The organism is Streptomyces sp. NBC_00885, from assembly GCF_045207475.1.
In the GTDB taxonomy this organism is placed as follows: Bacteria; Actinomycetota; Actinomycetes; order Streptomycetales; family Streptomycetaceae; genus Streptomyces.
The window spans coordinates 7,174,984-7,187,302 of record NZ_CP108796.1; the positions used below are offsets into that span (position 1 = coordinate 7,174,984).

The 12,319-nt window shown below is 72.6% G+C and carries 13 protein-coding genes and 7 tRNA genes; 11 read left to right on the forward strand and 9 right to left on the reverse strand.

Annotation, left to right across the window (positions count from 1 at the left end; genetic code table 11):
• Positions 1-671 precede the first annotated feature (671 nt).
• Both OHA61_RS32665 and OHA61_RS32670 read left to right on the forward strand, forming a co-directional pair.
• A complete protein-coding gene (locus tag OHA61_RS32665) occupies positions 672-1,637 on the forward strand; it encodes a phosphotransferase family protein (RefSeq protein WP_406306048.1) in 966 nt (321 codons plus the stop codon).
• A 68-nt stretch (positions 1,638-1,705) separates the two neighbouring features.
• Positions 1,706-1,984 (forward strand): zf-TFIIB domain-containing protein, encoded by a 279-nt coding sequence (locus OHA61_RS32670; RefSeq protein WP_328680020.1) that lies wholly within the window; start codon positions 1,706-1,708, stop codon positions 1,982-1,984.
• 54 nt (positions 1,985-2,038) lie between these two features.
• Here OHA61_RS32670 and OHA61_RS32675 read toward each other — a convergent pair.
• From OHA61_RS32675 to OHA61_RS32695, 5 genes are all read right to left on the reverse strand, one after another.
• Positions 2,039-2,113, reverse strand: a tRNA-Val gene (locus OHA61_RS32675).
• A 42-nt stretch (positions 2,114-2,155) separates the two neighbouring features.
• A tRNA-Val gene (locus OHA61_RS32680) sits at positions 2,156-2,227 on the reverse strand.
• A gap of 20 nt (positions 2,228-2,247) precedes the next feature.
• Positions 2,248-2,319: transfer RNA gene (locus OHA61_RS32685), tRNA-Val, on the reverse strand.
• 1 nt (position 2,320) lies between these two features.
• Positions 2,321-2,394: transfer RNA gene (locus OHA61_RS32690), tRNA-Cys, on the reverse strand.
• Positions 2,395-2,434: 40 nt separating this feature from the next.
• Positions 2,435-2,507, reverse strand: a tRNA-Gly gene (locus tag OHA61_RS32695).
• A gap of 145 nt (positions 2,508-2,652) precedes the next feature.
• Between OHA61_RS32695 and OHA61_RS32700 the strand changes: the two genes are divergently transcribed.
• From OHA61_RS32700 to OHA61_RS32710, 3 genes are read left to right on the forward strand one after another with little or no spacing between them, the layout of a single operon-like run.
• Positions 2,653-3,711 carry a chorismate-binding protein gene (locus tag OHA61_RS32700; protein WP_406306049.1) on the forward strand — a complete coding sequence of 353 codons (1,059 nt, stop codon included), beginning with the start codon at positions 2,653-2,655 and terminating at the stop codon, positions 3,709-3,711.
• Positions 3,708-4,538 (forward strand): aminotransferase class IV, encoded by an 831-nt coding sequence (locus OHA61_RS32705; protein WP_406306050.1) that lies wholly within the window; start codon positions 3,708-3,710, stop codon positions 4,536-4,538. The genes OHA61_RS32700 and OHA61_RS32705 overlap by 4 nt, the downstream gene beginning before the upstream one ends.
• A gap of 42 nt (positions 4,539-4,580) precedes the next feature.
• Positions 4,581-5,420 (forward strand): GNAT family N-acetyltransferase, encoded by an 840-nt coding sequence (locus tag OHA61_RS32710; RefSeq protein WP_406306051.1) that lies wholly within the window; start codon positions 4,581-4,583, stop codon positions 5,418-5,420.
• 6 nt (positions 5,421-5,426) lie between these two features.
• Here OHA61_RS32710 and OHA61_RS32715 read toward each other — a convergent pair whose 3' ends face one another.
• Positions 5,427-5,933, reverse strand: a complete 507-nt coding sequence (locus OHA61_RS32715) for a DsbA family protein (RefSeq protein ID WP_406306052.1) — start codon at positions 5,931-5,933, stop codon at positions 5,427-5,429.
• A gap of 166 nt (positions 5,934-6,099) precedes the next feature.
• Here OHA61_RS32715 and OHA61_RS32720 point away from each other — a divergent pair, with 166 nt between their 5' ends.
• Positions 6,100-6,546: a hypothetical protein gene (locus OHA61_RS32720; RefSeq protein ID WP_324973400.1), complete on the forward strand. Its 447-nt coding sequence runs from the start codon at positions 6,100-6,102 to the stop codon at positions 6,544-6,546.
• 103 nt (positions 6,547-6,649) lie between these two features.
• Entirely contained in the window at positions 6,650-6,802 is a 153-nt protein-coding gene (locus OHA61_RS32725) for a hypothetical protein (protein ID WP_186357054.1), read from the forward strand.
• A 15-nt stretch (positions 6,803-6,817) separates the two neighbouring features.
• On the opposite strand, the gene OHA61_RS32730 is transcribed toward OHA61_RS32725, so the two are convergent.
• Both OHA61_RS32730 and OHA61_RS32735 read right to left on the reverse strand, forming a co-directional pair.
• Complete coding sequence (locus OHA61_RS32730; RefSeq protein WP_361918136.1) at positions 6,818-7,375, reverse strand: CGNR zinc finger domain-containing protein; 558 nt, start codon at positions 7,373-7,375, stop codon at positions 6,818-6,820.
• Positions 7,376-7,618: 243 nt separating this feature from the next.
• Positions 7,619-8,032, reverse strand: a complete 414-nt coding sequence (locus tag OHA61_RS32735) for an SsgA family sporulation/cell division regulator (protein WP_003959770.1) — start codon at positions 8,030-8,032, stop codon at positions 7,619-7,621.
• A 190-nt stretch (positions 8,033-8,222) separates the two neighbouring features.
• Here OHA61_RS32735 and OHA61_RS32740 point away from each other — a divergent pair, with 190 nt between their 5' ends.
• Complete coding sequence (locus OHA61_RS32740) at positions 8,223-8,681, forward strand: TIGR02611 family protein (RefSeq protein WP_406306053.1); 459 nt, start codon at positions 8,223-8,225, stop codon at positions 8,679-8,681.
• Positions 8,682-8,735: 54 nt separating this feature from the next.
• Positions 8,736-8,807: transfer RNA gene (locus OHA61_RS32745), tRNA-Val, on the forward strand.
• A gap of 65 nt (positions 8,808-8,872) precedes the next feature.
• On the opposite strand, the gene OHA61_RS32750 is transcribed toward OHA61_RS32745, so the two are convergent.
• The gene (locus OHA61_RS32750) at positions 8,873-11,515 is read right to left on the reverse strand and encodes an SCO7613 C-terminal domain-containing membrane protein (RefSeq protein WP_406306054.1); all 2,643 of its coding nucleotides are present in this window, start codon (positions 11,513-11,515) and stop codon (positions 8,873-8,875) included.
• Between the two features lie 103 nt (positions 11,516-11,618).
• Between OHA61_RS32750 and OHA61_RS32755 the strand changes: the two genes are divergently transcribed.
• Entirely contained in the window at positions 11,619-12,065 is a 447-nt protein-coding gene (locus OHA61_RS32755) for an SRPBCC family protein (protein WP_361918823.1), read from the forward strand.
• A gap of 39 nt (positions 12,066-12,104) precedes the next feature.
• A tRNA-Val gene (locus OHA61_RS32760) sits at positions 12,105-12,176 on the forward strand.
• Positions 12,177-12,319: the final 143 nt, after the last annotated feature.

Below are 12,319 nucleotides of genomic sequence, written 5' to 3' on the forward strand. Positions count from 1 at the left end.
GCCCGCCCCCTTTTCTGCACGCGCCCTCGCACCGCACGGCCCTGACGGGCCTTACCGCTGCGCCGGACTCCGTCCGTCGTGAAGCAGAGGTTCGCTGCCGCTGTGCGGACCACGAAGCCCCCTGAGCCGCACGCCTGGTCGGCTCCGCGTGCGCGTCCACCGCGCCGCGCAGCTGGTCCTCTGCGGTGCCAACACCGCGCTGCGAAGCCCGGGTCCCGGGGTCCGGGTGCCCAGCGCCGCGAAGCCCCAGCTTCGCGAGGGCACGGTCTGCCGCCGTGAAGCGGGCGCTCCACGGCGGTGCGGGCCGTCGCGCCGCGAAGCCTGAGGGTCCTCTGGGGCACGTGCCCTGCGCCGCGGTGGCCGGTTCGCGGGGGTTGCGTGGCCCGCGCCGCGAGGGCGGTGCTCCACGGCGGTACGGGCCTCGCGCCCAGAACCCGGCGCGTGGCGTTACCCGCCTCGCGCTGCGAAAGCCGACGGCGGGGCTACGGGCCGCGCCTCGCGCAGGCCCACGCTTCACACGGGGGTACAAGGCTCGCGCCGCGAACCAGGCGCCCGGGTGTGTGGGGGCGTCAGCCCCACGTTCCCCCCTCCTCGCGGGGTGGGGGAAAGCCGCCGCCCGCACCCCCGCCGCGTAGGCTCCCGCCAGGGAAACCGCACCCCGGGGGGAGACCGTGACCGCAGACGTCGTCCGCACGCTCGCCGATGTCGCCCGCGACGCCGCCCACCTCGTCACGCCGCGCCGGTCCTGCCCCGCCTGCGGGCGCGACGAGTCCGTACTCGCCGAGCGGGACGACGGCGCCGTCGTACGGCACGGCGAAGCCGTCGCCAAGGCGCACGCCCCCGGCACCGACCCCGGCGCGCACCACGCCCGCCTCGCCGTCGCCGCCCACCCCCGCCTCACCGGCATCCTCCTGGCCCCCGTCCCGCTCCCCGCCGGTGACGTCAACGGCCGGCCCGTCACCGCCTGGCCCTACGGCCGGCCCGTGGACCCCGCGGATCCCGACGCCGCCCCCTGGGAGGAAGCCGCCGTTCTGCTGGCCCGGCTCCACCGGGTCGAGCCCGCCGGGCTCCCCGGCCCCCTCCCGCCCATGCGCGGCCCTGCCAAGGCCGCCGCGGCCCTGGTACGGATGCGTGCGGCTGCGGGCGACCACCCCGCGGCCGCCACCGTGGAGCGGGCCTGGGCGCGCCTGCCCGCCTGGGCCTGCGACGAAGAGCCCCCGCCCCGCGCCGACATGCTCTGCCACGGCGACCTCCACCTCGGCCAGCTCGTCCGCCATCCCGCCCCCGCCGGCCCTTGGCTGCTCATCGACGTGGACGATCTCGGTCTCGGCGACCCGGCCTGGGACCTGGCCCGGCCCGCCGCCTGGTACGCGGCCGGTCTGCTGCCCCCGGAGATCTGGGGGCGTTTCCTCGGGGCTTACACGGCCGCACAGGGGCCCGCGGTCAGCGTTGACGGCGACCCCTGGCCCCAACTCGACGCGCCCGCCCGCGCGCTGACCGTCCAGACCGCCGCCCTCGCCCTCGCGAAATCCGCCGCAGAACACCGCGAACCGGACGAGGTCGAGCAAGCCATGATCGACTCCTGTGCCCGAATTGCCGCCCTCCCGCCCGAGTTGGAGTTCGAGCCTCCGTCGTAGGCTGAACCACCTGTCACCGGGCATGCATCCCGGCGACGTCGACCGAACGGCGAGGAGCTGAGCAGATCATGCAGTGTCCCAAGTGCCATGCAGCGATGCACACGTACAACCGCAATGGCGTTCAGATCGAGCAGTGCAGCGGCTGCCGGGGGATATTCCTCGACTACGGCGAGCTGGAGTCCCTGACCCGCCTGGAGTCGCAGTGGACGCAGGCCCCGCCCGCGCCGCCGGCCCCGCAGGCCTACCCCGCACCCGCCGCGCCCGCCTGGGGCGCCCCGCACCACGGCGGACACCACGGCGGCCACTACCGCCAGAAGAGCTTCGGCCGGATGCTCTTCTCCTCCTGAGCCGCCCCACGGACGACAGAACCCCCGGCCGTCGAGGCGGCCGGGGGTTCTGGCTGGTGCGCGATACTGGGATTGAACCAGTGACCTCTTCCGTGTCAGGGAAGCGCTCTCCCGCTGAGCTAATCGCGCGGGACGATCTTGAGTTGTGCTGCGGTCCTGCGTGGTACTGCGTGCGCGATACTGGGATTGAACCAGTGACCTCTTCCGTGTCAGGGAAGCGCTCTCCCGCTGAGCTAATCGCGCGGGAATCCTTGCGGATCCAGTGGACGATACTGGGATTGAACCAGTGACCTCTTCCGTGTCAGGGAAGCGCTCTCCCGCTGAGCTAATCGTCCTTGGAGGTGGAGACGGGATTTGAACCCGTGTAGACGGCTTTGCAGGCCGTTGCCTCGCCTCTCGGCCACTCCACCCGGAGTGCAGGGGTTCGGGAAGATCCCCCACTTTCCTGCGAGCGGACGACCAGGTTCGAACTGGCGACCTCAACCTTGGCAAGGTTGCGCTCTACCAACTGAGCTACGTCCGCTTGTCGTTTCCGGCCCGCTTGCGCGACCCGGCGACGTGTTGAACTCTAGCGGATTCCTGGTCCAGCACAAAAACGCGTTTCCGCAGCGTGCTGAGGTGTGTTCACGCCGCAGCAGCCCGTCGGCGCCCGCCATACACTCACAGACGTGCACGACCTTGCTCCTCTGGCCCGCTTCGGCCACGTCCTCGCCACGGACCTCCGTGATGTCACCAGCGACCCGGAAGCACTCGGCTCGGCCGGCTTCTGGGCGGTCGCCGCGGACTTCGAGGGCGCTCTGACCTGCGCCCGCTTCGACAATGTGCGTACGCAGCCGGTACCCGAGCCCGTGCCGGGGCGCTGGCGCGGACCGGCCGCCGGCGACTGGACCTCCTCGCTGGACCGGCAGGCGTACACGGCCGGTGTACACCGCATCCGCGAACACATCGCGGCGGGCGAGGTCTACCAGGCGAACCTCTGCCGAATTCTCTCGGCGCCCCTGCCCGACCCCGATGCGGCCGACGTCGACGCACTGACCGCCCTGCTGGCGCGCGGCAATCCCGCTCCGTATGCCGGAACGATTCGGCTGCCCGCCCACGGCGTCGAGATCGCCACCGCGTCCCCCGAGCTCTATCTCAGGCGCGACGGGCAGATCGTCGAGTCCGGGCCGATCAAGGGCACCGGACGCACCGCCGCGGACCTGCAGGAGAAGGACCGCGCGGAGAACGTGATGATCGTGGACCTGGTCCGCAACGACCTGGGGCGGGTGTGCGCCACGGGCACGGTCACCGTCCCCGCCCTGTGCGCCGTCGAGGCCCACCCCGGTCTGGTGCACCTCGTCTCGACCGTCCGCGGCGAGCTGGGGCCCAAGGCGGGCTGGCCGGAGCTGCTGGCGGCCACCTTCCCGCCCGGCTCGGTGACCGGCGCGCCCAAGTCCAGCGCGCTGAAGATCATCGACGCGCTGGAGACGGCACCCCGGGGCCCGTACTGCGGAGGCATCGGCTGGGTCGACGCCGACCGCCGCACCGGCGAGCTCGCCGTCGGCATACGCACGTTCTGGATCGACCGCGACCAGCCCCGGGGGCCGGTACTGCGCTTCGGCACAGGCGCCGGGATCACCTGGGGCTCCGACCCCGAGCGCGAGTGGGACGAGACCGAGCTGAAGGCGTCCCGGCTGCTCGCGGTAGCGTCGGGGGTGTACGCGGCAAGCGGAAGGACAGCTGGATGAAGCTCTGGGTCAATGGCGGCCTCACGGACGCCGAGAACGCCCGGGTATCCGTGTTCGATCACGGTCTGACCGTGGGCGACGGCATCTTCGAGACGGTCAAGGCGGTGCACGGACGGCCCTTCGCCCTCACCAGGCACCTCGACCGGCTGACCCGCTCGGCCCGCGGCCTCGGCCTGCCCGACCCCGACCTGGACGAGGTGCGGCGCGCCTGCGCGGCCGTACTGGAAGCCAACCCCATGGAGCTCGGGCGGCTGCGTATCACCTACACCGGCGGCCCCTCGCCGCTCGGCTCCGACCGCGGCACCGAGGGGCCCACACTGGTCGTGGCGCTCGGCGAGAGCCGGCGCCGCCCCGACGCCACCGCGGTGATCACCGTCCCGTGGACCCGCAACGAGCGCGGCGCCCTGACGGGGCTCAAGACGACGTCGTACGGCGAGAACGTCGTCGCGCTCGCCAGGGCGAGCGAGCAGGGCGCGTCCGAGGCGCTGTTCGCCAACACCGTCGGACAGCTCTGCGAGGGCACCGGTTCCAACGTCTTCGTGGTCGTCGACGGCGAGCTGCACACCCCGCCCGTCTCCTCCGGCTGTCTGGCGGGCATCACCCGCGCCCTGACCGTGGAGTGGACCGGGGCCAAGGAGACCGACCTGCCCTACGACGTGCTGGAGCGGGCCGAGGAGATCTTCCTGACCTCGACGCTGCGCGACGTACAGGCGGTCCGGCGCGTCGACGACCGCGCGCTCACGGAGGCGCCGGGACCGGTCACCGCCAAGGCCATGCGGATCTTCGAGGAGCGCTCGGCCGCCGACGTGGATCCGAAGGCCCTGTAAAACCCCGTGACGAGCGGCCGCAGGGCAGGTAGAACACCCCTGATGACCACCACCCTGCGGCCGACCGGGCCGCTTCAACACGAGGCGGACGGCGCGCAGTCACGCCTCTACGAGGTCTGTGTCAACAGCCGTCCCGTCGGCCGGATCGAGATCGCCACCTTCCCCGCTCTCAGCGCCACCGCGGGCACCATCCGCTCGCTGGGCATCGACGAGCGGGACCGGCGGCGCGGGCGGGGGACCGTCGCCGCGCTCGCCGCCGAGGAGGTGCTGCGCGGCTGGGGCTGTACCCAGGTGCAGGTCGCCGTTCCGCCTGAGGCGACCGCAGCAGCGCGGCTCGCGACCGCACTCGGCTATGTCGAGCGCGGCCGCAACATGCTCAAGGAGCTGCCCGTCGGACCGCCCGCCCTGCCGCCGGACGTCGAGAGCCGCCCCATGAGCGAGGCGGAGTTCGCGCAGTGGCGTGCCACGGCCGTCGAGAGCTACGCACGGAACTGGATCGACAGGGGAGTCCCCGCGGCCGAGGCGCGCGCCAAGTCCGAGTTCCAGCACGGCGCGCTCCTGCCCGACGGGCTCGACAGCCCCGGCATCCGGCTCCACGTCCTGGAGTGGGAGGGCGCCGTCGTGGGCCATGTCCTCGTCGGCCGCCGCGAGGTGCGTCGCGGTGAGACGGGGGCGTACGTGTACGACGTCGAGGTCGCCGAGGGACAGCGCGGCCGCGGCCACGGCCGGTCCCTGATGCTGCTCGCCGAGCGCGTCGCGCTGGACGCCGGGCTGCCGCTGCTCGGACTGCACGTCTTCGCGGACAACACCCCGGCGCTCGGGCTGTACGAGTCACTCGGCTACGAGACGACCCACATCAACAGCTTCAAGCAGCTCATCTAGCCGGCGCTAGCCGAGCAGGCGGTCCGCAATCTCCTCGATGCGCTCCCGCAGCCCCTCTTGGCTCCTGCCGCCGTCGAGACGCTCGCCGTCGATGACGTACGTCGGCGTGCCCGTCACGCCGATCGCCTTGCCCTCGGCCTGGTCGGCGTCGACGATCAGGATGTGCCGGCCGTCGATCAGGGCGGTGTCGAACTCCTCGGCGTCCAAGCCCAGTTCACGCGCGACGTCGAGCAGGAGCGGCTCGCCCTTCGCGGCGAGTTCGTCGACGCGTCCGAGCACCGCCTCGACGTACGGCCAGCCCTTGCCCTGCTCTGCGGCCTCCTCCGCGGCCTGCGCCGCTGTGAAGGCGTGCTTGTGCTTGTCGAGGGGGAAGTGCCGCAGCCGCAGGTCGAGCCGGTCGCCGTAGCGCTCGCGCAGAGCCCGCAGATCCTTCAGGGCGCTGCGGCAGTCGGGGCACTGGAGCTCGCACCAGACGTCGAGCACGACGGGGCGGGCGGTGGTGGAGTCGCTCATGGGCCCAGTGTCCCAGCCCGTGGCCACCCGGACCGACCGGGACCTGGGGAGGAGACCGCCCCCGAGATCTCCCTGAGGTCCTGCGGGACCGTGGCCGCAATGCGGCCCGACGGTGCACGATGGAAGGGACGTACCCCCTCATGCCCGTCTGAGCCTGGAGGACCGGATGCTTGCCGAGACCATTTGTTCCGCGGTGTCCGCGGCGGGCCTGGGCATCGCCGCCGTCACGGCGTACCGCAAGCGTTTCCTCGCGGCGGCACGCATAGCCGCCTACTCGCTGATCCCCATCGGCCTGGTGCTGACCGGCGCGGTCGAATGGGCGGTGGACACGGCCTTCAGCCCGTCCGCCTGGTTCGGCTTCGCCCTGCTCGGCGGCGCCTGGCTGCTCTTCATGACCACCCGGGCCATCGAGCGGCGGGGCGGCGGGACCCGCAAGGAACGCAAGGCTGCCGCCAGGGCGGCGGAGCAGGGGGTTGTGGCCCCGGCAGCGTCGGCGCCCTCTCTCGGGCCGGGCAGCCGTCCCGCGACCCAGCCCAAGGCGAAGCCGAAGGCCGCCGGCTCCGGCGAGGACTTCAGCGACATCGAGGCGATCCTCAAGAAGCACGGCATCTGACGTATCACGTCATGGCCACAAACACGGGATCTGGTGAACTCCCGCAGTCGAGGGGCGTGTTGATCGATCACGGCAGGCTGCTCTGCGCCATCATCACCCCGAGATGCTCGATACCTCACGGGGCGAGGCCCCCGCACCGACCGAAGAGCCGCGTGGCTGCCTCTTCGCACTCTCCCAGCCGCCCCTGATGATCTTTCTCGCGGTGATCGGCTTTCTGCTGCTCATGGCCGCGGTACACGATCTCTTCCTGCTGTGAGGGGATCGGGGCCCCTCAGCCGGCCGCTTCCTTGCGGCGCGCGCGGTACGCGGCGACATGCAGGCGGTTGCCGCAGGTGCGGCTGTCGCAGTAGCGGCGTGAGCGGTTGCGGGAGAGGTCGACGAAGGCGCGACCGCAGTCCGGCGCCTCGCAGCGCCGCAGGCGCTCCTGTTCGCCCGCGACGACGATGAAGGCCAGCGCCATCCCGCAGTCCGCCGCGAGATGGTCGGCGACGGATGCACCCGGCGCGAAGTAGTGCACGTGCCAGTCGTAGCCGTCGTGGTCGGTGAGCTGCGGGGTGGTGCCCGCGGCCGCCACCAGTTCGTTGACCAGCTCGGCCGCGGTGCGGCTGTCGGGCGCCGCGAAGATCTCCGCGAACTGCGTCCGCACGCCCTGCACGGCCTTCAGGTCCCGCTGGCTCAGCTCGCCCACGCCGCTGACACTGTGGCTTCGTACGAAGTCGTACAGCGAGGCGACGTCGCCCAGCACGTCGTCCTGCCCGCTCTCCGGGGCGGTGTTCACCAGATCGACGACGGTGTCGAGGGCGATGCGGGTGTCGTGGGGGATCAGCACGATTCGCTCCCTGCCTGCTGCGGGCCGGTGCCCGCCGAATTGCGCTGACTCTAGCGGTTCGTGCCCAGGTCCTGTCCGGCCGATCTTGCCGGGCTCGCGCCTGATCGACCGGACAGGACCTGGAGCGCACCGGCGCCGTCACTGCGGTGGAATCCGCGGTGACGGCGCCGGTGTCTGACGTGTGTGGTTTCCGCGCGGCGCCGTCGCCCCGAGTCGGACGGCGCCGTGCAGCTTCGGCCTGGCTCAGCTCTCGGCGAGGATGTGCGAGAGCTCCGTGTCGAGATCGAAGTGACGATGCTCGGTGCCGGGTGGCACCGCGGCGTCGGTCCGCTTCAGGAACGACTCCAGGGCCCGCGCCGGGGCCTCGAGCAGGGCTTCGCCCTCCGGGGAGCTCAGCGCGATGCAGACGACGCCCTGGCCATGACTCCGTGACGGCCAGACTCTGACGTCGCCCGTGCCGGTGGGCCGGTGCAGACCCTCGGCGAGAAGATCGCGGGCGAAGACCCACTCGACCGTCTCTTCGGCTCCGGTGTGGAAGGTGGCGTGCACGGCGTAGGGATCGGCCGTGTCATACCGCAGGCCCGCGGGTACAGGCAGTGAAGACTCGCTCGATACAACGAGGCGCAGGTGCAGCTCGCAGCTGACCGTGGTGTTCATAAGCGCCAGGGCCTTTCGCTCAGTGTGCGCTCGGGGATTCGCACGTCGGCGAAATCGACATGCCACCTACGGTGCCGTTGTAAACCCCTCTGACCGTTTTGTGATCCTTCATGTCGCTCGTATAGCGGTGCATCACTTTGTGTTATAGGGCCATTCCGGTGACCACGCCGAATCCGGTACGTTTGGCTTCATGAATGCGGAGAGTGACGAGCGGGGCGAGGTCGTCGAAAAGACGACCGAGGTTCCCGCCACGGGGGACGTGACGGCGGCGACGGAGCCGGAGCTGGGCTCGAGGGCGCCCCACTTCATCAAGCGGTCCAGGCCGCTGCATCTGAGCTGGCAGGTCGGCGTTTTCGTGGTCGGCCTCGCGGTGGTCGGCGCCGGCATCGTGATGCTGCCGCTGCCCGGACCCGGCTGGCTGGTGATCTTCGGCGGCATGGCGATCTGGGCGACGGAGTTCGTCTGGGCGCAGCTGGTGCTGCGCTGGACCAAGCGGAAGGTGACCGAGGCGGCGCAGCGCGCGCTCGACCCGAGGGTCCGCCGGCGCAACATCATCCTGACCACGATCGGCCTGGTGATCATCGCGGTGCTGGTCGGGATCTACGTCTGGAAGTTCGGCATCGTGATGCCGTGGAAGATCAAGGAGTGACCTGAAAATGGTCTGGGGGACACTCTGACATGGGGTAATCTTTGCGGAGTGCCCGGGCGATTAGCTCAGTGGGAGAGCGCTTCGTTCACACCGAAGAGGTCACTGGTTCGAACCCAGTATCGCCCACCCGGACCGAAGGCCCGGAGACGTCAAGTCTCCGGGCCTTCGGCGTTCGTGCGTCCGGGGCCGGGTCAGCGCATCCGGCCCAGGGTGTCCCGCAGCCTGCGGGCGTCGCGCAGGCGCTGCTCGTAGGTCGCGCCGACGGCGAGGAGCAGGAGTCCGGCGAGCGCGGGCGGCAGCCAGCGGGGGAGTGCGCCCACGACCTGGACGACGTACGGCGCGAGCTCGTGCAGCGCGTCGAGGGCGAGCACCGTGCCGCCGAGCACCAGCAGCGCCTGAAGGCGCAGCCGGGCGCCGGTGAGCGTGAGGGCCAGGGCCGCGAGGCCGAGCAGCAGTGGGCGCAGCCAGTGGTCGTCGCCCCATGCCGCGACGAGGCTCGGCAGCAGTGTCGCGGCGAGACCGGGTCCGTACGCCGTCCAGGACGAGGAGCCCGGGTCGCGGCGGCGCCGCAGCACGCCGACGGCGAGCGCGGGGAGGGTCGCAGGCAGGGTGTACGCCTCCGGGGTGGTGATGTCGGATGCGTACAGCCGTACCCAGGTGGCGAGCACGAACAGCACCGCGGCGAGATGTCCGGCGGCGGGGCGGCGCTCGGCCCGTACCGCGGTGCCCGCGGCGATCACGCCGCCGAGCGCCAGCACCAGGGCGAGGGTCGGCCTGTCCCCGGCGGCGAGGACGACCGCGACAAGGCCCGCGGCCGCGCCGGTGAGTTCCATGGGGAGAGCCACGGGGTGTCGGCCCAGCCGGGCCCCGAGCAGTGCCACGGCGGTGGGGACGGCGAGGATCAGCAACGCGGCCCGGTGGGGCGGGAGTTCGGCGGCCGCGGCGACGGCGCCGAGCAGCGCGGTCGCGAAGCCGGTGGCGGTGCAGGCGAGGACTGCCTGCACGGCGCGCGGGCCGCGGGCGGCGAGCGCGGCCGCGGCGAGGGCGGCGGTCAGGGTGCCGAGCACGGTGAACGTCGCGGGCCGCGTGGCCAGGGACAGTACGGCGACGCTCCCGGCGCCCGCGAGAGAGCAGGTGAGGGCAACGGGGACGGCGGCCGGGGCAAGCCGGGCGGTCCACGCGGGACGCGCGGCCAGCGCCAGGGCGGCGGCGGTGAGGAGCATGTGCAGTGTCAGGGTCGCGACGTAGTCGAGATCGAGCGCGGGCGGCACGACGAACAGCCCGGCCCATGCGAGGGCGAGGGCCCCGGTGCCCGCCGCGGCACGGCGGTCGGGTCGGGCTGCCGGGCCCGAGGGAGCGCCGGTGGTCGGGCCCCAGGCGGGCCAGGCGGCGGCGGTGGGCGACGGGCCCGCGGAGGGTTCTGCCGGTCCGGCCGGGGGCGGCGTACCCGGCGTGCCGGGCTCCGGGGCGGGGTGCCCCGCCGGGGTCGGTGCTTCCGGCGCGCCCGCACGGTCGTGCTGTGTGGTCTCGTCCGGGGCGTCCCCGGGAGCGGCCGTCCGCGTCGCCGTCGGCGACAGCCACCAGCGCGACGCCGTCGCCAGCGTCGCCGCCACGATCAGCAGGACGAGCGGGGACGCCGTCAGGCCCGACTCCGGGAGCGGTACGCCCAGTGCGCCGCGGGCGGTCGGCCCGGTGGCCGACGACCAGACGGTGTCCGTCGTCGACAGCGGGCCCGCCAGGGTGAGCGCCACCAGGGGGAGCATCAGCAGGGCCGCGAGCGCGTGGACCGCGCCCGCCGCGGCCGTCAGACCCGGACGCAGTCGCCGCGGCGAGAGTGTCCGTACGAGAATCAACAGGCCGACCGCGCACAGCAGATACCCCAGCACCGACCATCCCTCGGGGACGCCGGCGCGGGCCACTGCGCCGAGCGCCGCGATCGTCGCGAGACCGGCCACGGCGGAGCAGGGCACCGCGGCCGACGGCGAGCGCCAGGCCGCGAAGAGCGCCACGCCGGCCGCCGCGAGGAGCAGCCCGGCCGGGGCGAGCGCGTCGAGCGGCGTGTCCGCGGTCACCGACTGCGCGCCGCCGATGAGCAGCGCCCAGCCACCCGTCACCGCGGCGCCGGTGGCTGCGAGGGGCCGGAGTCCCGGCTTAGTGGGTGTCCACAGCGCGACCGCGACATCGAGCGAGGCGGTCGCCAGCAGGGCCCACTCCATCGGCGGCGCACCCGGGCCGGCGGTCAGCGACCAGAGCGGCAGCGGGAGTTGCGCGGTCAGCACGGCCGCCGGCAGCGGAACCCGCAGCCGCTCCAGCGACAGTCCGTACGCCGACCAGAGCGCCGCGAGAACGGCCGAGGCGACGGCCGCGAAGGCGAGCGGGCCGGTCTCCGCCAGCGCGACCCGGTGCAGGGCGTAGGCGTCCAGCACCATCAGCACCAGGCCGAGACCTGCCAGGGACTCCGCCGTGGCGGTGAGCGTGCGCCGCAGCAGCGCGACCGGTGCGGCCAGCGCCGCGACGGTCACGGCGCCGAGAACCGCCGAGCGCCCGCCGATGCCCAAGTGACCCCAGCTGACCAGCGTGAACGCGATCGCGGCGATGGCCAGCAGAATGCCGCCGAGGGTGAGCAGCAGGTTCTGCACACTGCGCGGCGCGGCGTCAGGCGGGGGAGCGGCGAAGGGGCGCGCCGCCGGAGGCGGCGGCGGCGCCACATGCTGCTGTACGACGGTGAGCAGCCAGGCTCTGCGGGCCAGCAACTGGGCCCGGCGGGCGTCCAGTCGGACGAGCTCGCGGTCGAGGATCGCCAGTTCCTCGGCGGGTGGCGGAACGTTCTCCATAGTGCGGAGTGTGGCCACCGCCACATCCCAGGGCATGGGCGCGCATACTCAGTTCGCGTGTGAGTACTCCCGCCGTACACCTTCCCGGGCGCAGACTTGGGCCATGAACTGGTGCCGATACCGCTTCCGCAGCATCTGGGACCTGACCGCCCGGCCCACCGCCGTGTTCGCGGTGCTCGAGCGGGCCGAGGACTACCCGCGCTGGTGGCCGCAGGTGCGAGAGGTGACCCCGCTCGACGAGTTGACCGGGACGGCCCGCTTCCGCTCGTTCCTCCCGTACGAACTGCTCGTCACCGCCCGCGCCCACCGGCGTGACCCGGCGGCAGGCGTGCTCGAAGTGGGGATGGAGGGGGACCTCGAGGGCTGGGCGCGGTGGACGCTGTCGGCGCGCGGCACCGGCACCCGGGCGCTGTACGAACAGGAGGTGGAGGTGTGCAAGCCGCTGATGAGGCGGCTGGCGGTGCCGTGCCGCCCGGCCTTCCGGGCCAACCACGCGGTGATGATGCGCGGCGGCAGGCGGGGACTTGCCGCCTACCTGGACGGAGTTTGAACCAAGCCCGCCGGGGCCTGTATGGTTCAGTGCGTTCCCGGGCGATTAGCTCAGTGGGAGAGCGCTTCGTTCACACCGAAGAGGTCACTGGTTCGAACCCAGTATCGCCCACCGGGAGAGGCCGGTCCGTCAGTCGACGGACCGGCCTCACTGTGTTTTCCGGGCTTCAACTCCCGGGTTGGCGGCGACCGTTGTCCCGCGTCCGCTCTTGACGTGAGCGCGCCACTCCGCTCTAATCCGCCTCGCAGGTCCAG

Excerpts from the sequence above, each read along its gene's own strand:
- OHA61_RS32750 (WP_406306054.1), bottom strand. The coding sequence starts at position 11,515 with ATGGAGAACGTTCCGCCACCCGCCGAGGAACTGGCGATCCTCGACCGC.
- OHA61_RS32715 (WP_406306052.1), bottom strand. The coding sequence starts at position 5,933 with ATGAGCGACTCCACCACCGCCCGCCCCGTCGTGCTCGACGTCTGGTGC.
- OHA61_RS32710 (WP_406306051.1), top strand. The coding sequence starts at position 4,581 with ATGACCACCACCCTGCGGCCGACCGGGCCGCTTCAACACGAGGCGGAC.
- OHA61_RS32670 (WP_328680020.1), top strand. The coding sequence starts at position 1,706 with ATGCAGTGTCCCAAGTGCCATGCAGCGATGCACACGTACAACCGCAAT.
- OHA61_RS32705 (WP_406306050.1), top strand. The coding sequence starts at position 3,708 with ATGAAGCTCTGGGTCAATGGCGGCCTCACGGACGCCGAGAACGCCCGG.
- OHA61_RS32725 (WP_186357054.1), top strand. The coding sequence starts at position 6,650 with ATGCTCGATACCTCACGGGGCGAGGCCCCCGCACCGACCGAAGAGCCG.
- OHA61_RS32735 (WP_003959770.1), bottom strand. The coding sequence starts at position 8,032 with ATGAACACCACGGTCAGCTGCGAGCTGCACCTGCGCCTCGTTGTATCG.
- OHA61_RS32720 (WP_324973400.1), top strand. The coding sequence starts at position 6,100 with ATGCTTGCCGAGACCATTTGTTCCGCGGTGTCCGCGGCGGGCCTGGGC.
- OHA61_RS32740 (WP_406306053.1), top strand. The coding sequence starts at position 8,223 with ATGAATGCGGAGAGTGACGAGCGGGGCGAGGTCGTCGAAAAGACGACC.
- OHA61_RS32755 (WP_361918823.1), top strand. The coding sequence starts at position 11,619 with ATGAACTGGTGCCGATACCGCTTCCGCAGCATCTGGGACCTGACCGCC.